Source organism: Gemmatimonadaceae bacterium, assembly GCA_019752115.1.
In the GTDB taxonomy this organism is placed as follows: Bacteria; Gemmatimonadota; Gemmatimonadetes; order Gemmatimonadales; family Gemmatimonadaceae; genus Gemmatimonas.
Genome location: JAIEMN010000033.1, coordinates 24146 through 49245, shown reverse-complemented (window position 1 = coordinate 49245; position 25100 = coordinate 24146). Strand labels below are relative to the sequence as shown.

The 25100-nt window shown below is 67.6% G+C and carries 21 protein-coding genes and 8 tRNA genes; 18 read left to right on the top strand and 11 right to left on the bottom strand.

Features of this window, described 5'->3' with window-relative positions; all coding sequences use genetic code 11:
• Positions 1-8: 8 nt before the first annotated feature.
• Positions 9-2822, bottom strand: coding sequence for an ABC transporter permease (locus K2R93_16430; GenBank protein MBY0491424.1), 2814 nt, complete (start codon positions 2820-2822; stop codon positions 9-11).
• Positions 2819-3556, bottom strand: a complete 738-nt coding sequence (locus tag K2R93_16425) for an ABC transporter ATP-binding protein (protein ID MBY0491423.1) — start codon at positions 3554-3556, stop codon at positions 2819-2821. Before K2R93_16425 ends, K2R93_16430 begins: the two co-directional genes overlap by 4 nt.
• A gap of 172 nt (positions 3557-3728) precedes the next feature.
• Here K2R93_16425 and K2R93_16420 point away from each other — a divergent pair, with 172 nt between their 5' ends.
• The 10 genes from K2R93_16420 to K2R93_16375 all read left to right on the top strand — a co-directional run bounded on the left by K2R93_16420 (position 3729) and on the right by K2R93_16375 (position 6496).
• Positions 3729-4295, top strand: coding sequence for an arylesterase (locus K2R93_16420; protein MBY0491422.1), 567 nt, complete (start codon positions 3729-3731; stop codon positions 4293-4295).
• A 9-nt stretch (positions 4296-4304) separates the two neighbouring features.
• Entirely contained in the window at positions 4305-4910 is a 606-nt protein-coding gene (locus K2R93_16415) for a hypothetical protein (GenBank protein ID MBY0491421.1), read from the top strand.
• A gap of 180 nt (positions 4911-5090) precedes the next feature.
• The gene (gene efp / locus K2R93_16410) at positions 5091-5657 is read left to right on the top strand and encodes an elongation factor P (GenBank protein ID MBY0491420.1); all 567 of its coding nucleotides are present in this window, start codon (positions 5091-5093) and stop codon (positions 5655-5657) included.
• A gap of 105 nt (positions 5658-5762) precedes the next feature.
• A tRNA-His gene (locus K2R93_16405) sits at positions 5763-5836 on the top strand.
• 33 nt (positions 5837-5869) lie between these two features.
• A tRNA-Trp gene (locus tag K2R93_16400) sits at positions 5870-5942 on the top strand.
• 9 nt (positions 5943-5951) lie between these two features.
• Positions 5952-6024: transfer RNA gene (locus K2R93_16395), tRNA-Glu, on the top strand.
• 24 nt (positions 6025-6048) lie between these two features.
• Positions 6049-6120 (top strand) — tRNA-Glu (locus tag K2R93_16390).
• Positions 6121-6149: 29 nt separating this feature from the next.
• Positions 6150-6224 (top strand) — tRNA-Asp (locus tag K2R93_16385).
• 58 nt (positions 6225-6282) lie between these two features.
• A tRNA-Leu gene (locus K2R93_16380) sits at positions 6283-6364 on the top strand.
• 60 nt (positions 6365-6424) lie between these two features.
• A tRNA-Thr gene (locus K2R93_16375) sits at positions 6425-6496 on the top strand.
• 147 nt (positions 6497-6643) lie between these two features.
• On the opposite strand, the gene K2R93_16370 is transcribed toward K2R93_16375, so the two are convergent.
• Positions 6644-7513 (bottom strand): hypothetical protein, encoded by an 870-nt coding sequence (locus tag K2R93_16370; GenBank protein MBY0491419.1) that lies wholly within the window; start codon positions 7511-7513, stop codon positions 6644-6646.
• A 90-nt stretch (positions 7514-7603) separates the two neighbouring features.
• On the opposite strand from K2R93_16370, the gene K2R93_16365 reads away from it, so the two are divergent.
• The 4 genes from K2R93_16365 to K2R93_16350 all read left to right on the top strand — a co-directional run bounded on the left by K2R93_16365 (position 7604) and on the right by K2R93_16350 (position 10975).
• Positions 7604-8908: an MFS transporter gene (locus K2R93_16365; GenBank protein MBY0491418.1), complete on the top strand. Its 1305-nt coding sequence runs from the start codon at positions 7604-7606 to the stop codon at positions 8906-8908.
• A gap of 56 nt (positions 8909-8964) precedes the next feature.
• Positions 8965-9037 (top strand) — tRNA-Gly (locus K2R93_16360).
• 157 nt (positions 9038-9194) lie between these two features.
• Positions 9195-9749, top strand: a complete 555-nt coding sequence (locus K2R93_16355) for a hypothetical protein (protein ID MBY0491417.1) — start codon at positions 9195-9197, stop codon at positions 9747-9749.
• 80 nt (positions 9750-9829) lie between these two features.
• Positions 9830-10975 (top strand): metallophosphoesterase, encoded by a 1146-nt coding sequence (locus K2R93_16350; GenBank protein MBY0491416.1) that lies wholly within the window; start codon positions 9830-9832, stop codon positions 10973-10975.
• A gap of 99 nt (positions 10976-11074) precedes the next feature.
• Here K2R93_16350 and K2R93_16345 read toward each other — a convergent pair whose 3' ends face one another.
• Positions 11075-15802 carry a 2-oxoacid:acceptor oxidoreductase family protein gene (locus K2R93_16345; GenBank protein MBY0491415.1) on the bottom strand — a complete coding sequence of 1576 codons (4728 nt, stop codon included), beginning with the start codon at positions 15800-15802 and terminating at the stop codon, positions 11075-11077.
• 163 nt (positions 15803-15965) lie between these two features.
• Here K2R93_16345 and K2R93_16340 point away from each other — a divergent pair, with 163 nt between their 5' ends.
• Positions 15966-16493 (top strand): hypothetical protein, encoded by a 528-nt coding sequence (locus K2R93_16340; protein MBY0491414.1) that lies wholly within the window; start codon positions 15966-15968, stop codon positions 16491-16493.
• On the top strand, positions 16493-17641 hold the full coding sequence (locus K2R93_16335; GenBank protein ID MBY0491413.1) for a metallophosphoesterase: 1149 nt from the start codon (positions 16493-16495) through the stop codon (positions 17639-17641). The genes K2R93_16340 and K2R93_16335 overlap by 1 nt, the downstream gene beginning before the upstream one ends.
• A 63-nt stretch (positions 17642-17704) precedes the next feature.
• On the opposite strand, the gene K2R93_16330 is transcribed toward K2R93_16335, so the two are convergent.
• The 3 genes from K2R93_16330 to K2R93_16320 all read right to left on the bottom strand — a co-directional run bounded on the left by K2R93_16330 (position 17705) and on the right by K2R93_16320 (position 20039).
• Entirely contained in the window at positions 17705-17857 is a 153-nt protein-coding gene (locus K2R93_16330; protein MBY0491412.1) for a hypothetical protein, read from the bottom strand.
• Between the two features lie 308 nt (positions 17858-18165).
• A complete protein-coding gene (locus K2R93_16325; GenBank protein ID MBY0491411.1) occupies positions 18166-19668 on the bottom strand; it encodes a TonB-dependent receptor plug domain-containing protein in 1503 nt (500 codons plus the stop codon).
• Positions 19665-20039 (bottom strand): BlaI/MecI/CopY family transcriptional regulator, encoded by a 375-nt coding sequence (locus tag K2R93_16320; GenBank protein ID MBY0491410.1) that lies wholly within the window; start codon positions 20037-20039, stop codon positions 19665-19667. The genes K2R93_16325 and K2R93_16320 overlap by 4 nt, the downstream gene beginning before the upstream one ends.
• Positions 20040-20366: 327 nt before the next feature.
• Between K2R93_16320 and K2R93_16315 the strand changes: the two genes are divergently transcribed.
• Positions 20367-20852: a hypothetical protein gene (locus tag K2R93_16315; GenBank protein MBY0491409.1), complete on the top strand. Its 486-nt coding sequence runs from the start codon at positions 20367-20369 to the stop codon at positions 20850-20852.
• The gene (locus tag K2R93_16310) at positions 20852-21583 is read left to right on the top strand and encodes a hypothetical protein (GenBank protein MBY0491408.1); all 732 of its coding nucleotides are present in this window, start codon (positions 20852-20854) and stop codon (positions 21581-21583) included. The genes K2R93_16315 and K2R93_16310 overlap by 1 nt, the downstream gene beginning before the upstream one ends.
• Here K2R93_16310 and K2R93_16305 read toward each other — a convergent pair.
• The 4 genes from K2R93_16305 to K2R93_16290 are packed head-to-tail and all read right to left on the bottom strand — an operon-like array spanning position 21580 to position 25091.
• Complete coding sequence (locus K2R93_16305; GenBank protein ID MBY0491407.1) at positions 21580-21918, bottom strand: hypothetical protein; 339 nt, start codon at positions 21916-21918, stop codon at positions 21580-21582. The two genes, K2R93_16310 and K2R93_16305, sit on opposite strands and share 4 nt — an antisense overlap.
• Entirely contained in the window at positions 21915-22787 is an 873-nt protein-coding gene (locus K2R93_16300; protein MBY0491406.1) for a TIM barrel protein, read from the bottom strand. Before K2R93_16300 ends, K2R93_16305 begins: the two co-directional genes overlap by 4 nt.
• Positions 22787-24526 (bottom strand): GMC family oxidoreductase, encoded by a 1740-nt coding sequence (locus K2R93_16295; protein ID MBY0491405.1) that lies wholly within the window; start codon positions 24524-24526, stop codon positions 22787-22789. Before K2R93_16295 ends, K2R93_16300 begins: the two co-directional genes overlap by 1 nt.
• Positions 24519-25091, bottom strand: a complete 573-nt coding sequence (locus tag K2R93_16290; GenBank protein MBY0491404.1) for a gluconate 2-dehydrogenase subunit 3 family protein — start codon at positions 25089-25091, stop codon at positions 24519-24521. Before K2R93_16290 ends, K2R93_16295 begins: the two co-directional genes overlap by 8 nt.
• Positions 25092-25100: the final 9 nt, after the last annotated feature.

Sequence of the window (25100 nt, the reverse complement as noted above, 5' to 3'; positions counted from 1 at the left end):
CGAGCCGGTTATCCCGGCTCGCGGATCGCCATCATCGGCGTTTCCCGATAGACGTCACGGCTCGTCAGCACGCCGATCGTCATCGTGAGGAGCAGCAGCCCGGCCGCAATCAGCACCGTCGGCCCGATCGCCGGATCGAAGGCGTCGTCGAAGACGAACCGCGTGATGGCCCAGGCGCTGCCGAAGCTGAGCACCATCCCGGTGAGCGCGCCGAGGGCGCCGAGGGCGCCGTACTCCGCGAGCAACACGCGCGCGACCTGACGCCGCGTGGCGCCCAGCGTGCGCAGCAGGACCCCTTCACGCAAGCGGGCGCGGCGCGTAGCGGCCACCGCGCTGAAGAGCACCGGAACGCCCATGGCGAGTGAGAAGATGCCGAGGAAACGAATCGCGAGCGTCACCCGGTCCACGATCGATCCAATGGTCTGACGCACCAGCGTGAGGTCGAGACTCGACACGTTCGGGAAGCGGCGCACCACATCGCGCTGCACCTCGGCCATCGCCGTGCCCGCCGGCACGTTCGACACGATCACGAACTGCTGCGGGGCGCGCTTGAGCGCGGCCGGTTCGAACACCACGAAGAAGTTTGCTTCGAAGCGCGCGAAGTTCACCGTGCGGATGTTGTGCACGACGGTGCGCACGGGCACGCCCTGCACGTTCCAGGTGATCGTATCGCCGATCGTGACGGCCATGTCGCGCGCCACCGCCTGCTCGAGGGACACGAGGAAGGGGGCGTCGGGATTCGCCGCGCGGTTTTTCTCACGCTCCGCGGCGGATGGGAACCACTTCCCCTGAACCAGCGTCTCCGACCCCTGTAGGGAGTCGCGATAGGTCGAGCGATACTCGCGACGCAACGTCCAGCCGGCACGGCGGACCGTCGTATCGGCCGTGAGCGCCGAGACCGAGCGGTTGTTGATCGACTCCACGCGCATCGTGACGATCGGCGTCTGCTGCACGATGGGATGCTGGCGCGCCCGCAGCAGCGAATCGAGTGGCGCCGCCTGATCATCCTGCACGTCGAAGAACAGCAGATTGCCAGCGCTGGCTTCGGCGGTGGTCTGCACGCGGCGCAGCAGGTTGGCCTGCACGAGGTAGACAGTGCTGAGCAGAAAGGCGCCGAAGCCCAGGGCCAGCGTCACGGCGCGCGTCTGATTGGCCGGACGATGCAGATTGGCCACGCCCTGGCGGAGCGGAAACGGCCAGCTCGGTCGCGGACTGCGGCGCGCGACCGCAATCAGCGCCGTCGCGGCCAACCACAGTACGACCACCACGCCAAGAATACCGCCGGCCATCGCCAGTCCGTTGCGCCACCCTTCCACGCGCGAGAGGACGATGCCGAGGATGCTGGCCACGAGCAGCACATCCACGGTCAGCCGCGCCGGATCACGCCACTCACTCGGGAGCGCGGCCGGGTCGGCGTTGCGACGAATGGCCTGAAGCGGCGACACGCGCCGGAGCGCCAGCAACGGGCGGAGCGCGAAGACGAGCGCCACCCATACGCCCGTCGCGAGCCCAAGCAGCAGCGGGAGCGGTTCGAGCGCGATGGTGACGTCCACGGGCAGGAAGTCGCCCATCACGCGCGGTAGCAGGAACTGCACGCCAACGCCGAGCACGGCACCGGCGGTCGCACCGAGCAGCCCCATCGCCACCGCCTGCACGAGATAGAGCGCCAGCACCTGGCCGCTCGTGGCGCCGAGGCAGCGCAGGACGGCCACGGTGTCGATCTTGGCGCTGACAAAGGCGTTGACGCCCGACGCGACGCCGATGCCGCCCAGGAGCAGGGCGATCAGCCCGATGATGCTGAGAAAGTCGGCGAGCTGCGCGACGGCCTGCGTGAAGTCGCGCTCGGTGTCGGCCACCGTGCGCACGCTGATGCGCGCGCGCGGCGCGGCGAGTGCAGCGGGCGCCGCCGGGCGGGCCGCGACGGCGGTGCTGTCCGCCGTGGGCGATCCCGCGGTGGGCGTGGAATCGTTCGGGCGCCCGACCGCCGCCACGGCGGTCGTGGTGGCGCGATCATTGGCGGCCGTGGTGTCGGGTTCGTCGTCGCCGCCGCCGGGATTGCGTCGGTCGCCGTCACGGGCGCGCCGCACGGAGTCCCGCGCGAACGACTCCGGATCGACGCGCTTCCAGAGGGCGTACTTGAGCGTGCGGGCGCGCGCGCGCTCGGCGAGCGCCGGCGGCAGCTGCATCACCACTTCGTATTCCGCACGACTGCCGAAGCGCAGCAGCCCGGTGCGCTCGATCCACCGATCCGAGACGTACACCCGCGGCCCGATTACCGAGGCGATACCGGCATCGCCCGGCACATTGCCCAGCGTGCCGCCAATCGTGAATGCCTGCTGCCCCAGCCGCAGGACGTCGCCCACCTTCGCGTCCAGCGCCACCAGCAGGGACGCATCGACGAACACCACCGTGTCGGCGTGCACGCGGGCCCAGGCACCACTGGGGACCGTTTCAATGGCGCCGTAGAACGGGTAGCCCGGCGAGACGGCACGCACCTGCACGAGCCGCGTTCCGCCCGACGGTTCGGCGAGCGCCATCGAGGCAAACGTGGTCACGCGCGCAGTGCGCACCTGCTGGGTGGCCAATGAGTCGAGCACCGTGTCCACCACGGCCGGCATCACCGCCCGTGACGACAGGGCGAGATCGCCGCCAAGCAGCGTTCGCGACTGCTCGCGAATGGAGCGCGTGACATTGCCGGCGAACGAGTCGATGGCAACCAGTGCAGCGACACCGAACGCGATGGACGACATGTAGAGCGCCAGCCGCCGGCGCGCCGTACGGCTTTCGCGCCAGGCCAGGCGGAGCAGGGCCTGAGTCGTCATGCGTCGTGCCGGATGTCTTCCACGATCACGCCATCGCGCAGGCGGATGGTACGCTGCGTGCGCGCGGCGAGGCTCGGGTCGTGCGTGACGAGCACGATCGTGCAGCCGCGCTCGCGGTTGAGCGATTGCAGCAGCTCCACGATGCGCTCACCGGTCGTGCCATCGAGGTTGCCGGTGGGCTCATCGGCGAAGAGAATGCGCGGCTCGTTCACGAACGCACGCGCGAGCGCCACCCGTTGCTGCTCGCCGCCGGACAGCTGCTGGGGAAAGTGATGCGTCCGATCCGCCAGACCGACGCGCGTGAGCAGCTCTTTCGCGCGCACGGCGGCCTCGGTGGTGCTCGCGGCCCCACTCAACTCGAGGGGAACCTGTACATTCTCGAGCGCGGTGAGCGTGGGGATCAATTGAAAGCTCTGGAAGACAAACCCAACTTTCTCACCGCGCAGCCGGGCCCGGGCATCTTCGTCGAGGCGCGAGAAATCCACGCCATCGAGGGACACCGACCCCGCGCTCGGGGTATCGAGTCCGGCCAGCAGGCCGAGCAGGGTCGTCTTTCCGCTGCCCGAGGGTCCGACAATGGACACGAAGGCGCCGGCCGGGACGTCGAAGGACACGTCGCGCAGCACCGTCAGGCGCTGGGTGCCGCTCAGGTATTCCTTGGTCAATCCACGGGCAACAAGCATGCAGAGTCGGGTGCGGGTCAGATTTCGGGGCGTTCGGGCGCTGGCGGCCATGCTGCTGGGCGGGTTGGCCGCCTGCGGGGCCAACGCCGCCGATCGCTCCTCCAACGGCAGCGCGTCGGGAAAGGATTCCGGACGCGCTCCATCGGGAGCGGTCGGCGCCTCGGCGGCGGCGCGCGATCCGCAATCAACGGGAAGTCCGGCCGCAGCGGGAGTTCCCCGGGTCGTGCTCCTCGGGACGAGCCTGACGGCCGGACTCGGGCTCGATCCGGCCCAGGCCTATCCCGCCCTGCTGCAGGCCAAGGCCGATTCGGCAGGGTACGCGGTGCGCATCGTGAATGCGGGGCTCAGCGGCGAAACCTCGGCGGGCGCGGTGCGCCGCGCCTCGTGGGTGCTCGACCAGCCGGCGCGTCTGGTGGTGCTCGAGGTGGGCGCGAATGACGGGCTGCGCGGCGTCGATCCCGATTCGACCTACGCGAACCTCATCAAGCTGATTGGCATCGTGCGGGCGCAGCGCCCCGAGGCGGCGATCGCGCTCGTGCAGATGGAGGCGCCCACCAATCTCGGCCGCGCCTACACCACGCGCTTTCACGCCGTCTACGCGCGGGCGGCGCAGGAGACGAAGGTGCCCCTGTGGCCCTTTCTCCTCGATGGCGTGGCGGGCGTCGCGCGGCTCAACCAGGCGGACGGTATCCATCCCAACCCGGAAGGATCACGGCTCGTCGCCGCCACGCTGTGGGGGCCGCTGCAAGCCGCGATCGCCTCGTGGGCGGCGCCTGCCGGAACGCATTAGGTTCTCGCCATGCGTTCCATCCTCGTGCTGCTGGAAGACCTGGTGCAGGCGGAGTTCGGCCCTCGTGAGCTGGCGGCCGTTCGCGCGGCGTCGACCGAGCACCTGAATGACGTGGGGCGCCTCCCCGGGGCGCCGGGGCGGGTCATGGCGTTCGTGGAAGCGATCGCCGATGTGCGGCGTCGGCCGGTGCACGAGGTCTACCAGTTCGTGGCGATGCAGCTCGTGCCGCTGGTCCTCAAGGAGTACGGCGCGCTGCTCAAGGGGCATACGTCGGCGCGCACCGTGCTGATGCAGATCACGCGGTTGGCACCGACGGTGCTCGACACGCTGATCCCCGGCATTCCGTATGCGGAGTTCGACGTCGAGCTGATCGACCTCGACACGATGCGCATCCGGTTCGAGGGACCGGCCGAGATGCTGGCGGCGTTCGAAGGGATCGCGCTCGGCCTGGCCAAGCACTACGGCGAGCGGGCGGAGACGACCCGGGTGTCGCCGCCGGCCTTTGCGCCGGACCGCCGGATGCTCGACGTGAAGGTCGGGGCCGAGCGCCGCGACCCGAAGACGCCGGCGCGGCCGCCCAGCGGGCAGGAGTTCCGGCGGAAGCTCGGGATCTAGCTCGGGATCTCGCGGGGGATCTGGCCGGCCGTCCCGACCCGGGCGGGGGGCGGTAAATGGCCTTCCCTTCACGGCTTAGCTCGTCTATTTTTCGAGGCTGTACCGAATCCGGCTGCCGTTGGTGTGCCACACCGATGGGCGCTGGCTCCCGTCTGTTTCCCTGTTCGCAGGTCTGACTATATGGCCGTCACCGCAACGCAGATCCGTCGCGGCATGGTGCTCGTCTTCGAAGGCGATCCGTGCCGCGTGCTGGAGTTCCGTCACCACACGCCGGGCAACCTGCGCGCGATGGTGCAGGCGAAGCTCAAGAACCTTCGCACCGGGTCGAGCTTCGAGCATCGCTTCCGCGCCGCCGACACGATCACGAAGGCGGACATGGAAACGCACGAACTGGAGTTCCTCTACCAGGGCGGCGACACGTACCACTTCATGAACATCGAGAACTACGACCAGCTCGAGCTGGACGAGGAGACGCTCGGTGATTCGGCGCCGTGGATGCAGCCGGGGATGAAGATCCTGGCCGAGTGGTACAACGGGCGGCCGATCGGGATCGAGCTGCCGAACTCGCTCGTGTTCGAGATCGTGGACACGGCGCCGGTCGTGCGTGGCGCCACCAAGACGGCGTCGTCGAAGCCGGCGAAGCTCGAGAACGGCGTGGTGGTGAACGTGCCGGAATTCATCGAGCAGGGGACGCGCATTCGCGTGAACCCGACGACGGGCGAGTACCTCGATCGCGCGAAGGACTGAGCGACGCGGGCGGACTCGACGGAAAATGTCGAGTCCGCCCCCGCTTGAAGTTCGAAGGCCGACTGGTTACCATGGGTGTCTCCGTTGGAATTTCCGGAGATCATGGTGGCCGTAGCTCAATCGGTTAGAGCACCGGATTGTGGTTCCGGGGGTTGCGGGTTCGATTCCCGTCGGTCACCCTGAGTCACTCGGAGATCTGCAAAGATCTCTGGAGGTCCGTAGCTCAATTGGTAGAGCACCGGTCTCCAAAACCGGCGGTTGGGGGTTCGATTCCCTCCGGGCCTGTTGGATCTTGGCGGTATCGTCTAGGGGACTAGGACACAGCCCTCTCAAGGCTGGAACACGGGTTCGAATCCCGTTACCGCTATGTAGGTAGTCACAACGGGAAAACGGCTCCATCGTCTATCGGTTAGGACGCGACCCTTTCAAGGTCGAGAGACGGGTTCGATTCCCGTTGGAGCTACTAGCAGGTTGCAGGTGCAGGTGTGGTTGGGGGGCGTAGCTCAGTTTGGTTAGAGCACTCGACTGTCACTCGAGAGGTCGCGGGTTCGAGCCCCGTCGCTCCCGTCAGTAGTACGGCTCGCAGGTGTTGGTTGCAGGTTCCTGGTGCAAGCCGGGACCCCTCGCTCTGGTGGTGAAATTGGTAGACACGCCGTCTTGAGGGGGCGGTGCCGCAAGGCGTCGCGGTTCGAGTCCGCGCCAGAGCATGCAGGTGTTTTCGCAGTACACGATGGTCCCGGAGCGTGTTAGTTTGCTCCGCGCACGTCGCCACAGTAGCTCAGTGGTAGAGCACCCGATTCGTAATCGGGCGGTCATCGGTTCAATCCCGATCTGTGGCTCTTCAACGCTCCGGTCAGCTCGCTGGCCGGGGCGTTTTTGTTTGACGTGCATCGACTTTGGCCACGGATTTCGCGGAAACGCACGGTTCCATCAACGCGCGCGGAGGGAACGGTGCGTTTCCGTGTGCTCCGTGGCGACAACATGGTCTACTCAGGCCACGGGACCTGCTCAAGTCCGGGGCCGGCCTCGACGTGCCTTGCTGTGCCCGACGATCGAGTGGCGCCGGGCCACGCAATGACCTCGAGCGCGCACGCCTCGAGCGCAAACACCGGCAGCGGCACGTCGGTGCGAATCGTCGTGAGGGATCGCATCAGGCGCGCGTGATCATGCTGCCCCGCGAGCTTGGCGGTTTCGTCGCGATGACTCACGAACTCGCTGGCCTCGAGCGCGCCTTCAAGACTCTGCCAGCGGCGCAGCAGCTTGGCCGCGGTGTCCTTGCCGATGCGCGGCACGCCCGGGATATCGTCGCCCGTCTCACCGGCGAGCGCCTTGAAGTCGGCAAGCTGCGCTGGCGTCACGCCGAAGCGCTCCTGCACATCGGTGGGCTGCCAGCGGCGGACGCGCGTGCCGTCGGTCCCTTTGCCCATCCCCACGTAGCTCACCACCGCCACCCCGTCGCTCAGAAACTGCAGCAGGTCGGAGTCGTTCGAGAGCAACGTCACCGCGAGATCCGCGCGATAGCGCGCCATGATCGACGCGACGACATCATCGCCCTCGAACCCCGCGACGCTCAGACTCAGGAGCCCGGTCTGCTCGAGCGCGGCGCGAATCGGCGCGACGCGTGAGCGCGTTTCGCCGGTGCGGCGCTGCTTGTAGCCCGCGAACAGCGCATGGCGGAAGGTCGGCCCCTCGTGATCCCACGCCGCCGCGAGGTGCGTCGCGCCCAGATCCTGCGCCGCGCCACGGGCCATCTGACACCAGAGGCGCACGCCGGCCTCGGGGTCGCCGTTGGCGACGTGCGCGGCGCGCGCGGCCAGCGACTGCGCATCGATGACAAGGAGGTGGGGCAGGGCCATCTCCCAAGCTACCGCGGCTGCCCGATATTGGCAGCATTGGCAGGGGCGGGTGGTCCTGTGCGCACGCGCACCGCGATGCACATTGCACGGATGCCCGCTCCGCTTCCCGCTGCCCCCGAACGCGAGGCGTTGGACCCTGCGCCGCGCGACGCCCGCTATCGCTACGTCGTGCTCGCGATGCTCGTGCTCGCGTACACGTTCAACTTCCTCGATCGGCAGATCCTGGGGATCCTGAAGGAGCCGATCAAGAAGGAGCTCGGGCTCACGGACACCCAGCTCGGCCTGATGGGCGGGCTCGCCTTCGCGATGCTCTACTCCACGCTCGCCGTCCCCATCGCGTGGCTCGCCGATCGCATGAGCCGCACGTGGATCATGACCGCGGCGCTCGCCCTCTGGAGCGCGTTCACGATGGCCTGCGGCCTCGCGAGCGGCTTCTGGTCGCTCTTCCTCGCGCGCGTGGGCGTGGGCTTCGGCGAAGCCGGGGGCGTGGCGCCGGCCTATTCATTGGTGAGCGACTACTTCCCCAAGGCGCAGCGCGCGCGCGCGCTCGCGGCGTACTCATTCGGCATTCCCGTGGGCTCGGCGCTTGGCATTCTGTTCGGCGGGCTGATCGCCGCCTCGATGAACTGGCGCGTGGCGTTCTTCATCGTGGGCGGGGCGGGGGTGCTGCTTGCGCCATTTTTCAAGCTCGTGGTGAAGGACCCGCCGCGTGGTGGATTGGACGGCGCGGTGTCCACCGCACCGGCGCCGTCACTCGCCAGCGTGATGGCCACCGTTTTCCCCAAGCCCACCTTCTGGCTGCTCGCGCTGGGTGCCGCCTGTTCGTCGATCTGCGGCTACGGCGTGGCCTTCTGGCTCCCCAGCTTCTTCATTCGCAGCCTCGGGCTCACGCTCACGCAGACGAGCTGGTACTACGGCGCGATCACGCTCGTCGGCGGCGTGGTTGGCATCTGGCTGGGTGGGGCCTTTGCCGATCGGTTCGCCAGGCGTACGCGGGCCGCGTATGCGCTCACGCCCGCCGTGTGCTTTCTGGTCGCGCTGCCGTTCGCGTATGCGGCGATGAACACGACGTCGCTGGTCTGGGCGTTCGCGTTGTTCCTCGTGCCGACGGGGCTCAATCTCGCCTGGCTCGGCCCGGTCCTCGGTGCGGTCCAGCATCTGGCGCCGGCGTCGATGCGCACGACGGTCAATTCGCTCTTTCTGCTGATCAACAACCTGCTCGGCATTGCCGTGGGGCTCTGGATCTTCGGCTTCCTGAGCGACCGGCTGGCGCCCCAGTACGGGGCCGAGTCGATGCGCTACGCGCTGTACTACGGGGCCGGGTTCTACGTGATGGCGTCGGTGCTGTTGTTCCTGGCATCCCGGCGGCTGAACCGGGACTGGGTTGAGGGGTAGGAGGGTGGAGGGAGGCTTGTAGCCCGGCGGACCGGCGGCTACCTTCCCATTCCGTCGCGGGCGTAATTCAGTTGGTAGAATGCCAGCTTCCCAAGCTGGACGTCGCCGGTTCGAGTCCGGTCGCCCGCTCTTTGCCAGACGCCTCGTCACTTCGGTGGCGGGGCGTTTGTCGTTGCCGGCGGCCACGGCCGCGATCGCTTGACGCGAGGCCCCCTGGTCGGGAGCTTCCCCAAGTAGGTCCGCGAGGGTCAGGCGGCCGACGTCTCTACCACGCGGAGTGTGCTCGATGCGGGCCAATGCGACCTTCGCCGCGGTACTGCTCCTCGTTGGCGCGGCTTCGTGCGCCGACACCACGGCACCGGCCGCCACCCCGCAGGCCGACCTCGAGCGCGCCCTTGCCGCCACGCTGACCACGGGCCCGGTCACGTATGTGCTGAGCAGTGCGGACGGTCAAAGCGCGCCGGTGGTCATCTTCGATCACGTCTGCAGCGGCACCCGCTGGGTCACCACGCTGCAGGATACCATTCGCCTCGGCGCCTCCGGCGAGTTCCGCCGGTCGTTGGCGCTCATCCGCACCGCCAACGGAGCGCCGGAAAGCGTGTCGCCCACGGTGACGATCGGGCGCTGGCAATGGGTGGGCGTGCGCGACGCCGGTTATTCGGTCGCGGTGCCCACGATCATGATCACCTCGGCCACCGAGAATGGGCGGAGCATCGGCGCCTACCGCGTGCGCGTCAGTGACGCCCGCACACTGGTGATGAACTCCGGCATGGGCGGGTCGTGCCCCGGGTCGGCGAACGATGCCCGCAATGCCGACTTTGTGTTCACGCGCGTCGACTAGCCGGCGCTGACGGGGGCCGCGCGACGCGGTCTTTCCGGCCACTCCTTGCGTGATCGCGCTCCGGAGAGGGAATTCCGGGGATGCGCTCTCTCCCTCTCTCGGTGGCGATCGCCGCCATCCTGCTGCCGTGCTCCGCGACGGCCCAGGGGGTCGCTCCGCGCGACTCCGTCATCGCCATCGCCAAACCCACGCGCCCGCTCCCGCCGGAAGCGCAGAGTGCGGGCGTTACCCGCTTCTCGTTCATCGCCTATGGCGACACGCGCGGCCGCCGCGATGGCCAGGCGGAGCAGTACGAGCACAGCCTCGTGGTGGACGAAATGCTCCGCGCGATCACGCGACTCGAGAAGGGGCCCGACCTGGTCCGATTCGTGCTGCAGAGCGGCGACGCCGTGGTGAATGGTCGCGATCCGAAGCAGTGGAACGTGAGCTTCGTCAGCCTGATCAACCGCATCACCACGGCCGGCGGCGTGCCCTACTATCTGGCGCCGGGCAACCATGACGTGACCGCGGCCGGCGATCTCGAGAACCCGGGGCGCAAGGAAGGGCTGGCCAACTATCTGCGCGCGGTGGGTGGGCTGATCCCCGCCGACGGCAATGTGCGGCGCCTCCGCGGTTATCCGACGTACGCCTTCGGCTACGGCAACACCTTCGTCATCGCCTTCGACTCGAACATCGCCGAAGACACGGTGCAGTTCGGCTGGGTGCAGCAACAGCTCGAAGGGCTCGACCGGAAGCGCTATACGAATGTGGTGGTGTTCTCACACCACCCGGCCTTTTCGTCGGGGCCGCACGGCGGATCGATCGTGGAGCGCCCCACAGCTGCGGTGCGCGCCAGGTACATGCCGCTCTTCCGCAAGCACAAGGTGCGGCTGCTGCTTACGGGGCATGAGCATCTGTTCGAACACTGGGTCGAACGCTATCGCGACGCCTCGGGCGCGCCGCAGCGCATGGACCACATCGTCAGCGGCGGCGGTGGGGCCCCGCTGTACACGTATCAGGGTGAGCCCGATACGCGCCAGTATATCCGCGACGCCGGTGCCGACTCGGTGCGTCTCACCCACCTCGTAAAGCCGGGCATGCAGGCGGGGGACAACCCGTACCACTTCCTCATCGTGCACGTGGACGGCACCCGACTCTCGTTCGACGTCGTGGGCGTGGATTGGGGGCGCGACTGGCAGCCGTACCGGTCGGCGCGTGTCGTGCTGAGCGATACGACGACTCGATAGTAACTGCCACGGATGACACGGAAACACGCGGTTCCCTCAGCTCGCGCTGAAGGAGCCGTGCGTTTCCGTGTCATCCGTGGCCAGTTCTCGAGTTGCCCCTCAGGACACCGTCTCCGCCAGCAACGCCGCCAGATTCGCCTTTGCGTCGGCGACCGTGAGTTCACCACGATCGATGCGCGCCAGCAGCGCCTTCTGGGCGAGGTAGTCCTTGTTGATGATACCGGCCTTGCTTTGCAGCATGCGCCAGGCCTTCCGGCGTTCCACGGCGAAGAGCACCATCTGCCGAGTCACCGCGTAGTACTTGAACGCGCCCTTCCGTTCGACCTTGATGTAGCAGCCGAGGTTGGGGATGTAGCTGCGGTGTGATGGGTCGAAGACGCGGCGGTAGGTGACGTCGTCCTGCGTGACGAACATCAGCTGGTCGTGCATCGGCGTCATGCCCGCGATGTCGGCTTCCTTCACCTCGCTGAGGTGCTTGCGGAAACGGCCCTCGGTGAGCGCCCAGTGCGCCACGCCAAAGGTGAACGCTTCGCCGTTGCTGGCGTATTTGGTGTGCCACCAGTCGCGGTCGAGGCTCGGGTTGCCCTTGAGGTCGAACGCTTCCTGCATCGTCTCGCCCTTGCGCGGGTTGAAGACGAACTCCGGCACACCACGCGCATCGCGCACCATGCTCGCCTGATCGGCGCTCATGTTGTCGCCCACGCCGTGCTCCGGCTGGCAGGTGGTGTAGCACTGGAAGAAGGCGGTGCCGCGATACTCCAGGCCGTCGATCATGGCCTTGTACATGCGCGGCGCATTCGCCACCGAGACCTGACCCACGAACGGCGAGCCATGGCCGCTCGTGAACGCCTCGGCCACGTTCTTCTTCTCCGTGAGCTTGCCCTGCGAGGCATGACCGAACTGGTTCATGTCGTAGCCGCCCAGCATGGTGCTCGAATCGGAGTTCTGACCGCCGGTGTTGGAGTACACCTGCGTGTCGAGCATCAGCATCTTCACGTTCGGGCGGTTCTGCAGCACCACCTTGGACACGTTCTGGAAGCCGATGTCGCCCAGCGCGCCGTCGCCGCCCACGACCCACACCTTGGGCAACTCGCGCACTTCCTGATCGGTCATGAGCGTGTCGTCGAGGTGCGTGAGGTGGAAGTACTCCTCCTCACTCATCACGTCGCTGGCCTTGTCGAGCAGGGCATCGGTGAGCCGCTCCGGGGCGACCGAACGCCGCGCGTGGTCCACGATGATGGACTCGGCCATGAGCCAGCTGATCGTGGCGCCGTCCTGGAAGAGCGAGTTCATCCAGGGGTAGGCGTGCGGATTGGCCGGCGGGGTGGAGCCGTACACCGTGTTGCAGCCGGTGCTGGCACCCATCATCATGACCGACATGCCGTTCGCCCGGCGGCCGTCCACCGCCTGCAGCTCGCGGTGGTTGAAGGCGTCCTGGCGCAGTACCGCGGCCAGGCCCCCCAGGATGTGCTCATCGCTCACCGGGCCGTGCTTGGCCTCGTGCGCGGCGATCCGCTTGGCCGTGTCGGCGTCGTTCTCGCCGCCGAGCCCCATGACGATGTGCATGAAAGCCGTGCGGAAGCGGGCGTACTCGTCGGGGCTGCTGGCCTTGAGGGCGTTCAGCCGGGCGACGCCTTCCGTATCGAGCCGCGAGGCCTTGGCGGTGAGGCGCTCGGCCTTCTTGTGGTACATCGGCCGCATGTACGCCTCGGTGATGCTGGCGATGGAGCGGAGCACGCTCTTCTCCCCGCAGCCGGCGCAGGCGCCGTCACCACTGACGAGTGCCTCGTAGTTGCGCCGCACCATGAGGTGATTGCGCAGCGTGGCGTCCTTGGAGCTGGTGATGTCGTCGTCGTTGTAGAGACCGAGGAACTTCTGCGGCGTGTCCGGGAGCAGGCGCGAGAAGACCTGTGCCGTGGTCAGCTCGGCGTTGAGCTCCTCGGTTTCGCGCGTCATGCGGAGCGCGTCGTGGTCGCCGCACACCTGCACGCACTCGCCGCACCCCTTGCACAGGTCGCTTACGAAGATCGAGAACAGGCCGCCCTGACCCGGGTTCTTGGCTTCGACGGTGCGGAAGATGGCCGGCACATTGCTGTAGGCCAGCGGCAGCTTGTCGATGATGCCGCAGAACTCCTCGCGCGAGGCGTCGGCGATGCCGGTGATGGCGGCGGCTTCTTCGCGCACGATGGTCTTGAAGGGGACCGAGGCCTTGGCCTTTACGGCGTCCATCATGCGGGTTCGGGCGCGCTGTTCGAGCGCCGGCAACTCGGTGAGCAGCGTTTGGCGATCCCCGCCGTCCCGCACGTAGTTCACCACGGCCGTGCGGAGCACGGTGCCCACTTCCTGCGCCGTATTGGGAAGCGCGGTGTCGGGGCAGACCGAGATGCACTCCATGCACTGCGTGCAGTTCTCGGGCACGTACACCGGGGTTTCACGGCGCGCCACATACTTGGACTGCGTGGCGCCGGTGCCGGCGGCCATGATACCCACCGAGGCGAGCGCACTGGCCGGCTGATGGTAGCCCAGCCCCGAGCGGAACTCGCTGTCGAACTTGCCCATCGTTTTGAGGGGCGCGCGCGAGAGCTGTGCGGTGGGGAAGGAGATGCCTCCGCCACCACACGAGCCGCAGCCGGCCGTGGGCGGGAAGTAGTGCTCACCCAGCGGCGCCAGCAGCGGGTTGCGCATGCTCGAGCGATCGGGATCGCCCATGTCGCCGCGCGTGATCTCCACCACGCGCGAGAACCCTTCGTCCATGACGGTCATGTTCGATTCCACGACCGCATCGCCGAAGCGCGCAAACTTCTTCACGTACTGCTTGTAGATGATCTTGCGGAACTCTTCGGGGGAGATGTGATACGTGTCGAGGAACGGCGAGACCTTGAAGAACGCCCCGAGGAACGCGTTCCCCTGCATGCGCAGCTGGAGTTCGGTCTGGTTCGTGGCCTTCCGGGCGATATCGAAGCCTGGGAGGATGTAGACCTTGATGTCCTGCTCGATGATGAACTCGCGGTGCGCCGCCGGAATGCGCTGCCAGGCGCTCGTCGGGCTTTCGCTCGATTCCCACACCAGCACCCCGCCGCGCTTGAGCCCTTCCAGCGGGTTGGTGTGCGTGAACGCCTTGGGGTCGCAGCAGAGCACCACGTCCACGTGGTTCAGTTCGCAGTTCACCTTGATCTGCGACGGCGCCACGGTGAGGTAGTAGTTCGTGGGCGCGCCCTTCTTCTCCGACCCGTACTTGGGGTTGGCCATCACGAAGAGCTTGTCTTCGAGAATGCCTTCGTCGTCGTAGCTCGGGTTCTGCTCGGCGAGGTACTGGCCCAGGTCGCCGATGATGGCACCCAGGTTCTTGCCGGTCGTGATCATCCCCCAGCCGCCAATCGAGTGGAAGCGCACGGCAATCGCGCCTTCCGGCAACAGGCTTGGGGTGTCCTTGCTGATGACGGCGTACGGGTGCTGCACGCCGAGCACGAAGTACGTCTCGCCATCGTCGGCGGTGCGGCCGTCGGTGCGCGCCGAGACGCCGGTGGCGAACTCGTAGGCGCCGATGATGTGCTCGGGGCGGAAGTCGCGCGAGCCGATGCCATACGCACCGCGGAAGAGCCGGGGCGTTTCGTCGGGGGTCAGCGCCGGGTGCGGGCCGCCGAACTTGGTGATCTCGTTGGCCTTGCCGAGTGCCACGCGGATGTCGCGGGCGAGCGGGTTGTCACCGGCAAAGCTTTCGTCGGTGCGCTCGAGGATGATCACCCGCTTCTTGCCGCGGAGTGCGTTGATGACCGCGTCTTCGGGGAAGGGGCGGATGACGTTGATGTGGATCGAGCCCACCTTCGCGTTGCGCTGGTCGCGCAGGTAATCGCAGGCGGCTTCGATGTTCTCAGCGGCGCAGCCGAGCGAGATGAAGACCGTGTCGGCGTCGTCGGTCTTGTACTGCGAGATGAGCCCGTACTCGCGGCCGGTGAGGTCGGCGAACTCCTTGTACGACGCCTCCAGCATGGGAAGCACGTGTTCGCTGAAGTTGTTGCGCCGCGCCACCACGCCGTTCATGTGGTGCTCCTGGTTCTGCACGGGGCCCAGCAGCGCGGGGTTCTTGAGGTCCATCATCTGCGGCACGCGGCGGCGCGTGGGCCCGAAGAGCTCGCGCTGCGCCGGCGTGGGGCAGGGGATGATGTCATCGGCGGCGCCGAGATACTCGCGCAGGAACTCGGCCTCCGGCGCCAGGTACATGCGCTCACTGTGCGTCGTGAGCATGCCGTCCTGAATGTTCATCCCCGGATTGAGCGCGAGCTCGCACGTCTTGCGCAGGATGATGGCCTGGTCGGCCGCCTGCTGCGCGTCGCGTGCCATGAGCATGATCCAGCCCACATCGAGTGCGGCGTAGAGGTCATCATGGCCGCAGTGCACGTTGAGCGCATGCTTGGTCAGCGCGCGGGCGCCGACCTGCAGCACCATCGTGGAGAGCTTGCCCGGCGCGTGGTAGTACTGCTCCATCGCGTAGACGATGCCCTGCCCGGAGGTGAAGTTCACCGTGCGTCGGCCGGTCACGGCGAAGGCGGTGGCGCCACCCTGCGCCGCATGCTCGCCTTCCGTTTCGGCGGCGACCTTCTGCTGCCCCCAGACATTCAGTTCGCCGGTGGCGAACGACTGCTGGTAGATCTCGCCGCCTTCGGTGCTCGGCGTGATGGGATAGAAGACGCCACCCTCGGTAATGCGCGTCTCGACGTACTGCGTGACCAGTTGATTGCCGCTGCAGGTCACGTGGAAGCCGGGATACTTGTGCTTGCCGTGGTGCGAGACGTGCGGAGGCGTAACGGCGGCCGTGGCGTCAGACATGGCTGGTGGGGCGCGGGTGCGAGTCGTACAGGGGAGTGGACGGCCTGGGCCGTCTCCGAAACAGTGTGGTGTGGACCAGCATCCCGCCATCGGGATTCTCCCCATCGCCGGGCCATGGCGAGGGCCCCTTTCCAGCGGCCCGCCCGCCATGCAGCGTTCCGAGATGCTTCCCCTCCTCGTTCGGGGCCGTCGGGTCGGGCCCCTGCTTGCGTTGCTGTCGGCGTGCCTGGGGCGCCCGCTGGCGGCACAGACCCTGGCCGAGCGGTTCGAGATTCTGCGGCGGCATGGCTCGGTGAGCGACCTGCAGCAGCTGTCGCGCGATCTCGAGACGGGTTTTCGCCTGACGCTGCCGACCGTGCATCAGGAGGTGCTCAACGCGCTCCCCTGCCGGCTGACGGTGGTGGTGCAGCGCCCCGTAAACGGTTCCATGCTACCCACGCGGATCATGGGAGACGCCGGGGATCTCGCCGACCGCATTGAACCGGTGGTGAATGACACGACCGGCGTCACGGGGCTTCGGGTGCTCACCCGCGACGCGATGCCGGTGCTGCAGGGGATGCGCCCGGGCGTGCCGCGCGAGGAGCTCACGGCGCTGACCTTCTGGGTGGGCCGTTCGCCCGCCGCCACCGAACTGGCCGCGCGACGCACGCTGCTCGCGCGCTACATCGAACGCTGCCAACGGTACTTCTGATGCGATCTGCGCTGCGACGGCTCTCGGGCTTCACCACCGCGGGGATGGCGGCGGCTTCCTTGTGGGCCTGCGCCGCGGGGGCGCAACGCGACCGCGCCGCCGTCACGCCCATCCAGGCGCCGGCCACCCCGCTGCCGACCGAGGCGGCCAGTGCCTCGGCGACCCGCTTCTCGTTCATTGCCTACGGCGATACGCGCGGGCGGCGCGATGGCGTGGCGACCCAGGAAGAGCACGAATTCGTGGTCGACGGCATGCTCGCAGCGATCGAGCGACTCAAGGGCGGCCCCGATCCCGTGCGCTTCGTGCTGCAGAGTGGCGACGCGGTCGTGAACGGGCGCGACCCGCGGCAGTGGAATGTGAGCTTCGTGGGGCTGATCAATCGCCTCACCCAGCAAGGCGGCGTGCCGTACTTCCTGGCGCCCGGCAATCATGACGTGACCGCCGCCGAGGCGCTGAGCGATCCCGGGCGCCGCGAGGGGCTCACGAACTATCTTGCCGCCGTGGCGCCGCTCATTCCGGCGAACGGGTCGATGCGCCGACTGGATGGCTATCCGACCTACGCCTTTGGCTATGGCAACACGTTCGTGCTGGCGTTCGACTCGAACATCGCTGACGACAGCAAGCAGTACGCGTGGGTGAAGGCGCAGCTCGAGGGACTCGATCGTACGCGCTATGTGCACGTGGTGGTGATGTTCCACCATCCGGTGCTCAGCTCCGGTCCGCATGGTGGCGCGACCGTGGAACCGCCGGCCGATGCCGTGCGGCGGCGCTACATGCCGCTCTTTCGCCAGCATCACGTGCGGCTGCTCGTGACGGGACACGAGCACTTGTTCGAACATTGGGTCGAGCGCTGGACCGACGCGCAGGGCGCGTGGCGGCTCGACGAAATTGTCAGCGGGGGCGGTGGCGCGCCGCTCTACGCCTTCGAGGGGAACCCGGACCAGCGGGCATACCTGCGCGCGTCGAAAGGCGACGGCGTGCGGCTGACCCAGCTGGTGCGACCGGGACCTCGAGCGGGCGATTCACCGTACCACTTCTGCATTGTGCATGTGGATGGGAGCGCGATGTGGATGGAGGTGGTGGCGATTGGGGCGTCGTGGCAGCCGTACTCGGCGGGACGCGTAGTACTGACGGACTCGATTCGCTGAACGCACCACGGAAGCCTGTACGGCGGAAGCTGGACGGCGGGAGCTGGACTTCGGGGACGGCGGTTAGGGGGCGCCGTCGGCTTGTTCGCGGTAGTCCTTGCTCTCCGTGTTCGGGCGGGCGGCGTTCGGCGTGTTGCGGGTGGTGAAGGGGGTGCCGGTGGCGTCGGCGCTGGACTGGGTGTGGCGAGACGTGGTCTGGAATCGATCGAAAGCCATGTACATCGGAGTCTCCTTCCGGGCCCGGCCCGGAAACGAAGAAGGCCCCTCCGTGGGAGGGGCCTGGGCTGTCGTTCGATCAGTCCGCCGCTCCCGGTTGGTGTCGGGAGGGGCGGGGAGTCGCGCTACATCGCCGCGACGCTCTGGCCCTGCTCCCGAGTCGTAAGTACGACAAGTACCGCCGTAACAAGAAGCGTTACGACGACGGGAATAAGGCTGATAAGTCGGGCCGGGGCCCAGAGCGTGGCGGTCATGATTCTCAGGTTCGGTCTGAAGTGACGAAAAGTCAAGCGGTCAGGTCACACCGGTCACTTCTTGAGGACGATCTCGATGGCGCCATTCGCCGCGTCGGCGCCGTACTTGACCACCGCAGTCGGACCCTTGAGCACTGAGACACTTTCGATGGCGTTGGGCGACAGCTTGTCCAGGTCGGCCTTCGTGGACTTCTTGCCGTCGATGAAGAACAGCGGTTCGCCGCGCGTGGAATCCGATCGAATGACCATGCCGCTCACCGGGCGCCCCTCGAGCGGTTGACCACGCACCACGACTATCGGCGCATCCTTGCCGATCACGTTGGCGAGCGCCACCTCCTTCACCGTGCCCGACGTCGGCACCCCCTTGGTCACGATGCGAATCTCGTTGGCCTTGTTCCCGGTCTTGTGCACCTCAATCGTCGCGATGGAATCGGCCAGCACACCGCGGGCGATGCGCGCCTCGACGATCTTGCCATTCAGCAGGTAGCGCGTGGTGGCGCTGTCGATCTTCACCACTTCACCGATCCGCGATTCGGCCTTCGCGACATCCATGCCCTGCAACTCCGTGGCCGTGGGGAGCTCCGCGCCGCAGGCGGCGAGCACCGCCGCCGAGCCGATGAGGAGGGCCGACGCACGACGCGCGGCGAGAAAACGAGTGGGGCGAGCAGTCATCGTCCGAAGTCTCCGTTCGAGGTGGGATGCGCGGTAGGAAAACGCGGGGGCGCCCAGCGGGATCGCTGGGGACGGTGCGGCGGCGGACATCTCGATGAGGAGCTGTCCGTACTGACGGGTGTCGGTGCCACGCGCGAGCACGCGGGCATCACAATCGAGTTCGATGGCCAGCCGGAGGCGAGCCAGCGCAAACCAGGCGGCCGGATTCCACGGCATCAGCGCCACGCACACACAGCCCGCGAGCAAGAGTTGCGGATCGTGCGCCGCGATATGCGCCGACTCATGAGCCACGACGAGCCGCTGCTCGGTCTCGGTGCGGGCCAGCAACCAGGCGGGCACCACGATGGCCGGCGCCGCCGCACCGATCACGGCGGGACCGGTGTCGGCACTGACATGCACCACCGCACCGGCCATCTCTCGCGGAACGGCGCGGCGCAGCAGCGCGCGCTGTCGCCGATAGCTGCCCAGCAGAATCACGGTGATGAGCGCCGTCGCTCCCGGCCAGATGAACAGCACCCCCAACCGCGTGGCTGGCGGCAGCTGCTGCGCGACGAACGACGCGGACGCGATCACCTGGTCGATGGCTCGGCTCGGCGCGTGGCGCAGCGACGCCAGCATCTGTTCGAGGGGCGAGGGCGGCGCACTCTCGACCGCGGTGAGACGCAGCGCGCTGGGCGTGGGCCCCTCGATTCGTTCGATGGCCGCCGCGCGCCGCAGGGGCTGCGTGAACGTGACGCCGATCATGGCCAGCATGGCGGCCGCCCAGATCATGCGGACCGGCATCGCCCGCACGGCGAGTCGCTGCGCCGCCATCGCCGCCGCCGCGATCAGGGCGGACATGACCACCGCGACGGCGATCCAGCTGAGCAGGAAGGCGGCGGTCATGCGTCGTCTCCCAACCGCTCGGCGAGCAGCGCGCGCATCCGCTCGAGTTCATCGCGGCTCAGCTTCTTGTCGCTCACGAGCTGCGCGAACATGCGCTCGGCGGAGCCCTGAAAGATCGCGTCCTTGATCCGGCCGATCGCACTCTTGCCGGCCTTGTCGGCGGCAACGGTCGGGAAGTAGCGGTAGGCCCGTCCCTCGGGCTCATGGCGCACGTAGCCCTTGTCTTCGAGGGTCTGAAGCGCCGAGAGGACGGAGGTATAGGCGAGATCTTCGTCGAGGTGCTCGCGGACCTCCGCCACGCTGGCGGAGCCCAGCTTCCAGAGCACCGACATGACGGCGAGTTCGCGCGGGGGGAAGTGGTAGTCGGTCACCAGGGAAAGGGTGGGGGTGGGGCATTGACTACGGAATCTTCCGTAGAATAGGGGCGCCTTCGGGATCTGTCAACTGGTTTTTCCGTAGATGTACCCGTTGCCGTTGGCGCATTGGGGATTACTTTCATCCCGTATTGGTAGGGGAGTAGCCACCGCTGCGGCTCAGCTGCGCGGGTTTGCGATCGTCAGAACGGATGCCTTCGGGTGTCCCGGTCGCAGACACTGTCGGCAACGACAGGCGGCGAGACCACCGCACTCACGTGCCGTGGTTTCCCCGATCGACCGCCCGGTCCCCGGTGATCCACGGCCATGCCGAGAGAGTCACCGATGATCCTGTTGCCGGAGTGGTTGGAATCGGCGGCGCCGCATGCGCGCGGCCCACGCCGTCGCCCGCGTCCCCCGTTCACGTTGGCCCTCGACGACACGAGCGTCGATACCCCATTTGGCGAGTTGCTGCCGAACGAGCAACTGGCGGTGCGCGATCTTCTGCACGCCGGCGAAACCGTGCGCGGGGTTGTGCGCGGGGCCGACGCCGATGAGGTGTATGTCTGGCTCGTGACGCCCCGTCGGGTGTTGCAGCTGCTGCACGGCCGGTGTCAGGTGGCGCTGTACCGCGTCCTCGCGATCACCGATGTGCGCGCGGCCCACGTGCGCACCGACGGCACCTGGGCGCAGCTCGAGCTGACGACCCGTCGACGCGCGTATGCGTTGCACCACGTGCCGTTGCCGGCGGCGCTCGCCTTCGTGCAGCAGCTGGGACTGGAAGCGGTGCTGACGATGCAGGGGGCCGCTTCGCACCCCGCGGAGTCGTGATGCGGCGGGCGCTCCTCGCCCTCTCCGTCGCGCTCACCCTGCACGGGGGCGCTCGGGCCCAGGCACAGCAAACGATCATCAACGCCCCGTCGACTGACCAGACCGAGCGCGGACGCTGGTTTGCCCTGCACGAAAGTCAGGCGCGGAACTGGGGTGGGGAACGCTTCTGGCAGACAACGCACTTTCTGACCTACGGCGTGACCGCGAAGGTCGAAGCGGCGGTGACGGCGTACAATCTCGGGACGCCGCTCAAGCGCTTCTCGGCCGTGGGGCTCGGCTGGAAGACCGCGCAGCCCGTGCCCGGCGTCGGCACGCATCTCGAGGCCTGGGAGCCGCGCATCGGCGCCGGCCAGATGGTGGTGCTGCCCCTTCGCGGGGAACGCGTGGGCCTCTGGAGCTACGCGCATGGCAGTGTGCGGGTGCCCAGCGCACGCACCCGCGTCACCGCCGGCATCAGCAATGGACCGCCGGCGCTCTTCGGCAAGGCGACGGCGCACTTCGTAGGCAGTGTGGAGCAGCCGCTCGCGCCGCTACCCGGAGCGGCTGGACACCGGCTGCATCACGTGACGCTGTTGGCGGAGTGGTGGAGCGGGCGTCACGAGTTCGCGGACCTGGTGACGGGGCTGAGCCATCATCGGCACGGCACGGTGCTCATCGCGGGCTACAAGTTCGGCAACTTGCCGGGCACCCGCGGCGACGGTCTGGTGATCGAGATCGGACGCACCTTCTAGCGCGCGTCCGGCTCGCAGCGCTCGATCGCCCCGGCGGCATTGGCGCGATACCGCTGGCCATGACTGCCGGCGACCCCGCGACGGCGCCAGCCATCGGGGAAGGGAACGGGGAGCGCGAGCAGCTCCTCGTCGGCGGTGCGGACCATCGCAAAGTCGAGCGGCGCCCGCCCCGACACGGTCGCCCGCGCACGCCAGCCGCCGTTCCAGCCACGATGGAACACCACGTCAACCGTCACCTCGGGGAGGCGCTCGGTGAAGGCGGCGGTGATCAGCGTGCGGATCACCGCCTGCAGCCCGGCGAGCTCGGTGACTTCGGTGACGTTGACGACGCTCACACCAGACAGGTGGCGACGGCGTCGCGCAGCGACTGGATGCCGTCGCGCCCCTTGGGAATGAACTCATGCGCGAAGACGCCATCGTACGGCATCGCCGCAATCGCTTCGGCAATGCCGCGATAGTTGAGCTCCTGGCCCCCGTCGATCTCGTTGCGCCCCGGCACGCCCGCCGTGTGGAAGTGCGCGATCCACGGCAGGTTCGCCTTGATCGTCGCGATGACATCCCCTTCCATGACCTGCATGTGGTAGATGTCGTAGAGCAGGCGGAAACTCGGGCTGTTCACCCCTTTCGCCACCTCCACGGCCCACGCGGTGTGATCGGCGTGATAGTCCTTGTGATCGACCTTGCTGTTCAGCATCTCCATACAGAGCACCACGCCGTACTTCTCGGCGGTCGGCATGAGCCGCTTGATGCCGGTAATGCAATTGGCGATGCCTTCGCCATCGCTCATCCCACCCTTGTTGCCGCTGAAGATCACGATCTTCTTCACGCCCGCCGCGGCGGCCTTGGGGATGTACGCCTCCCCATCGGCCACGAGCTTGTCATGCTGGTTGAGCCGATTGAAGCCCACCGGAATGGTGCCCCAACTGTTGCCCATGGTGCACAGCAGACCGTACTGCTTTGGGACCTCCCATTCTTCAGGGCCCAGCAGGTCCACGCCCACGAGGCCCATGCTCTTGGCCGCGGCGCACAGGTCGTGGATCTTGGTGCTGCTGTAGCACCAGCGCGCCACGCTCTGGCGCAGCCGGCCACGCGGGAGCGGCGCCATCGCGTCGGCGGCTGCCGCCAGCGGGGTGAGCGCCGTGGCCGCCACGGTGGCGGCCGCCGCCGCGCCCACCGACGACAGGGCATTGCGTCGCGTGATCATCAGAGGCTCCGCCGCTTGAGTTCGGCCACCGCGTGCGCGGCCGCGCGCGCGGTGAGGGCCATGTAGGTGATCGACGGGTTCTGGCAGGCAGTCGATGCCATGGCCGACCCGTCGGTGATGAACAGATTGGGCACATCCCAGCTCTGGTTCCAGCCGTTGAGGACGCCCTCCTTCGCCGTCTTCGCCATGCGGGCGCCGCCCATCTCATGAATGCAATGTCCCGGCGGATGCATTGTGCGGCTCGGCCGGACATCGGTGCACCCCGCCGCTTCCATGAGCTCCACACCGCTCGCGATGATGTCCTTGTTCATCGCGATCTCATTCTCGCGCCACGTCACGTTGATGCGCGCCGCCGGCACGCCCCACTTGTCCTTCACCGTGGGATCGAGGGTGATGGTGTTGTCTTCGTAGGGGAGCGTCTCGCCCCAACCGCCCACACTGAGCCCCCACGGCCCAAGGTCGTCGATGAGGCTCTGCTTGAACGCCGCGCCATAGCCGCGCATCCCGCTCCCGCGACCCCAGCCGCCGCGGCTCGAGCCGCCCTGCATGCCGTAGCCCCGCACGAAATCCTTAGACGCACTCGTCACGTTGCGGAAGCGCGCCACGTAGATGCCATTCGGGCGACGCCCTTCGGTGCGCTTGTCGAGAAAGCCGGGGAAGGTGCCACCGGCGCCCGAGCCGTAGTGATGGTCCATGACGTACTTGCCCAGCGTGCCGCTCGAGTTGGCAAAGCCGTCGGGGAAACGCGTGCTCTTGGAATTGAGGAGCAGGCGCACACTCTCGATGGCCGACGCGCACAGGAACACCACCTTGGCTTCGAAGATGTGCTCCTGCATCGTCACCGCATCGATGACCCGTACCCCGCGGGCGCGACCGCGCTTGGCGTCGAAGAGCACTTCCGTCACCACGCTGTGCGGGCGCAGCGTGAGCCGACCCGTCTTCTTGGCCGCGGGGAGCGTGCTGCCGATGGAGTTGAAGTACGAATGCGTGACGCAGCCGCGTTCACAGGGGCCGCAGTAGTGGCAGGCGGCGCGGCCATTGTGATTCTGCGTGAGCACCGCCGCGCGTCCGATCGTGAGCACGCGCTCGCCACCGAACTTCTTGAGAATATTTTCCCGCGCGGCGCGCTCCACGACCGTCATCTGCATGGCGGGCAGGAACTCGCCGTCGGGAAGCTGCGACAGCCCTTCCTTGGCGCCCGTGATGCCGATGAAGCGTTCGACGTGCGAATACCACGGCGCGATGTCCTTGTAGCGGATGGGCCAGTCGGTGCCGTGCCCGTCCTTCGCGTTCGCCTCGAAGTCGAGATCGCTCCAGCGATAGACCTGGCGCCCCCACATGATGGAGCGTCCGCCGACCTGCCGGCCACGGAACCACTTGAAGGGGGCGTTATCGGGCGTCGTGTACGGATTCTCGAAATCGTTCACGAAGAACTTGTGGCCGGCTTCGTCGCAGGCGTAGCACTGCCCCTGGATGGGCTGCGTCTTGGCGATCGTGTTGCGATCACCCCAGCCGCGGTACTTGAGCTCGTACGACTGCACATGCTCGGTGAAGTCCTTGCCCCCGAAGTCGATCGGGCCACCGGCCTCGAGGACGACCGTTTCGAGGCCGCGCTCGGTGAGCTCCTTGGCTGCCCAGCCGCCGCTGATGCCGGACCCCACCACGATCGCGTCGAAGACGCGCCGTTCGCGCGGCTGCCGGGTGCCGAGGGAGAGGAGGGTGGAGGTGAGGTCACTCATCGCGGCCAGCTCCCTTGGTCGGCATGTCGGCGGCGCCGTTGAAGCGCCCGGGCATGATCTGTGTCTTGAGCACGTCCTTCTGCACGCGCTCGCTGGTGAAGTAGCCGTGAATGACGAGCCCCTTGAGCCGGCTGTAGCCGCGCGCCGCCGGTGTCGTGCGATCGGTCGGCGCGTCCAGCGCGTCCATGACCTGCGCCAGCGGCGCTCCGGCGAGACCGGCCAACGGTTGCTGCGTGAGCTGTCGGCTCAGCGCGTCCATGGCGTCGAGCCCCGTCGTCAGTGCGGTGCGCTCGGCGTCCGTGTAGTAGTCCTGCGCGATGACCTCGATCCAGCCGAGGACATTCACATCATTCGCGCCCGGGGAGTCGGTGCGCGGAATGATGGCGTCGGCGACGGTGCGAATGATCGCGCGATGGGCCTCGCTGAGGGGCGCCACCGGGAGGTCGGGGGATGCCGGAGCGGCAAGGGTCGCCCACGCGCGGGCGGCCTGCGCCTCGGCTTCGTGGGGGACAAGCGAGAGGGCCGCCGCCGCAGCAGCAGCCCTCAGAAAGTCACGACGTTCCATCGCGGCCGG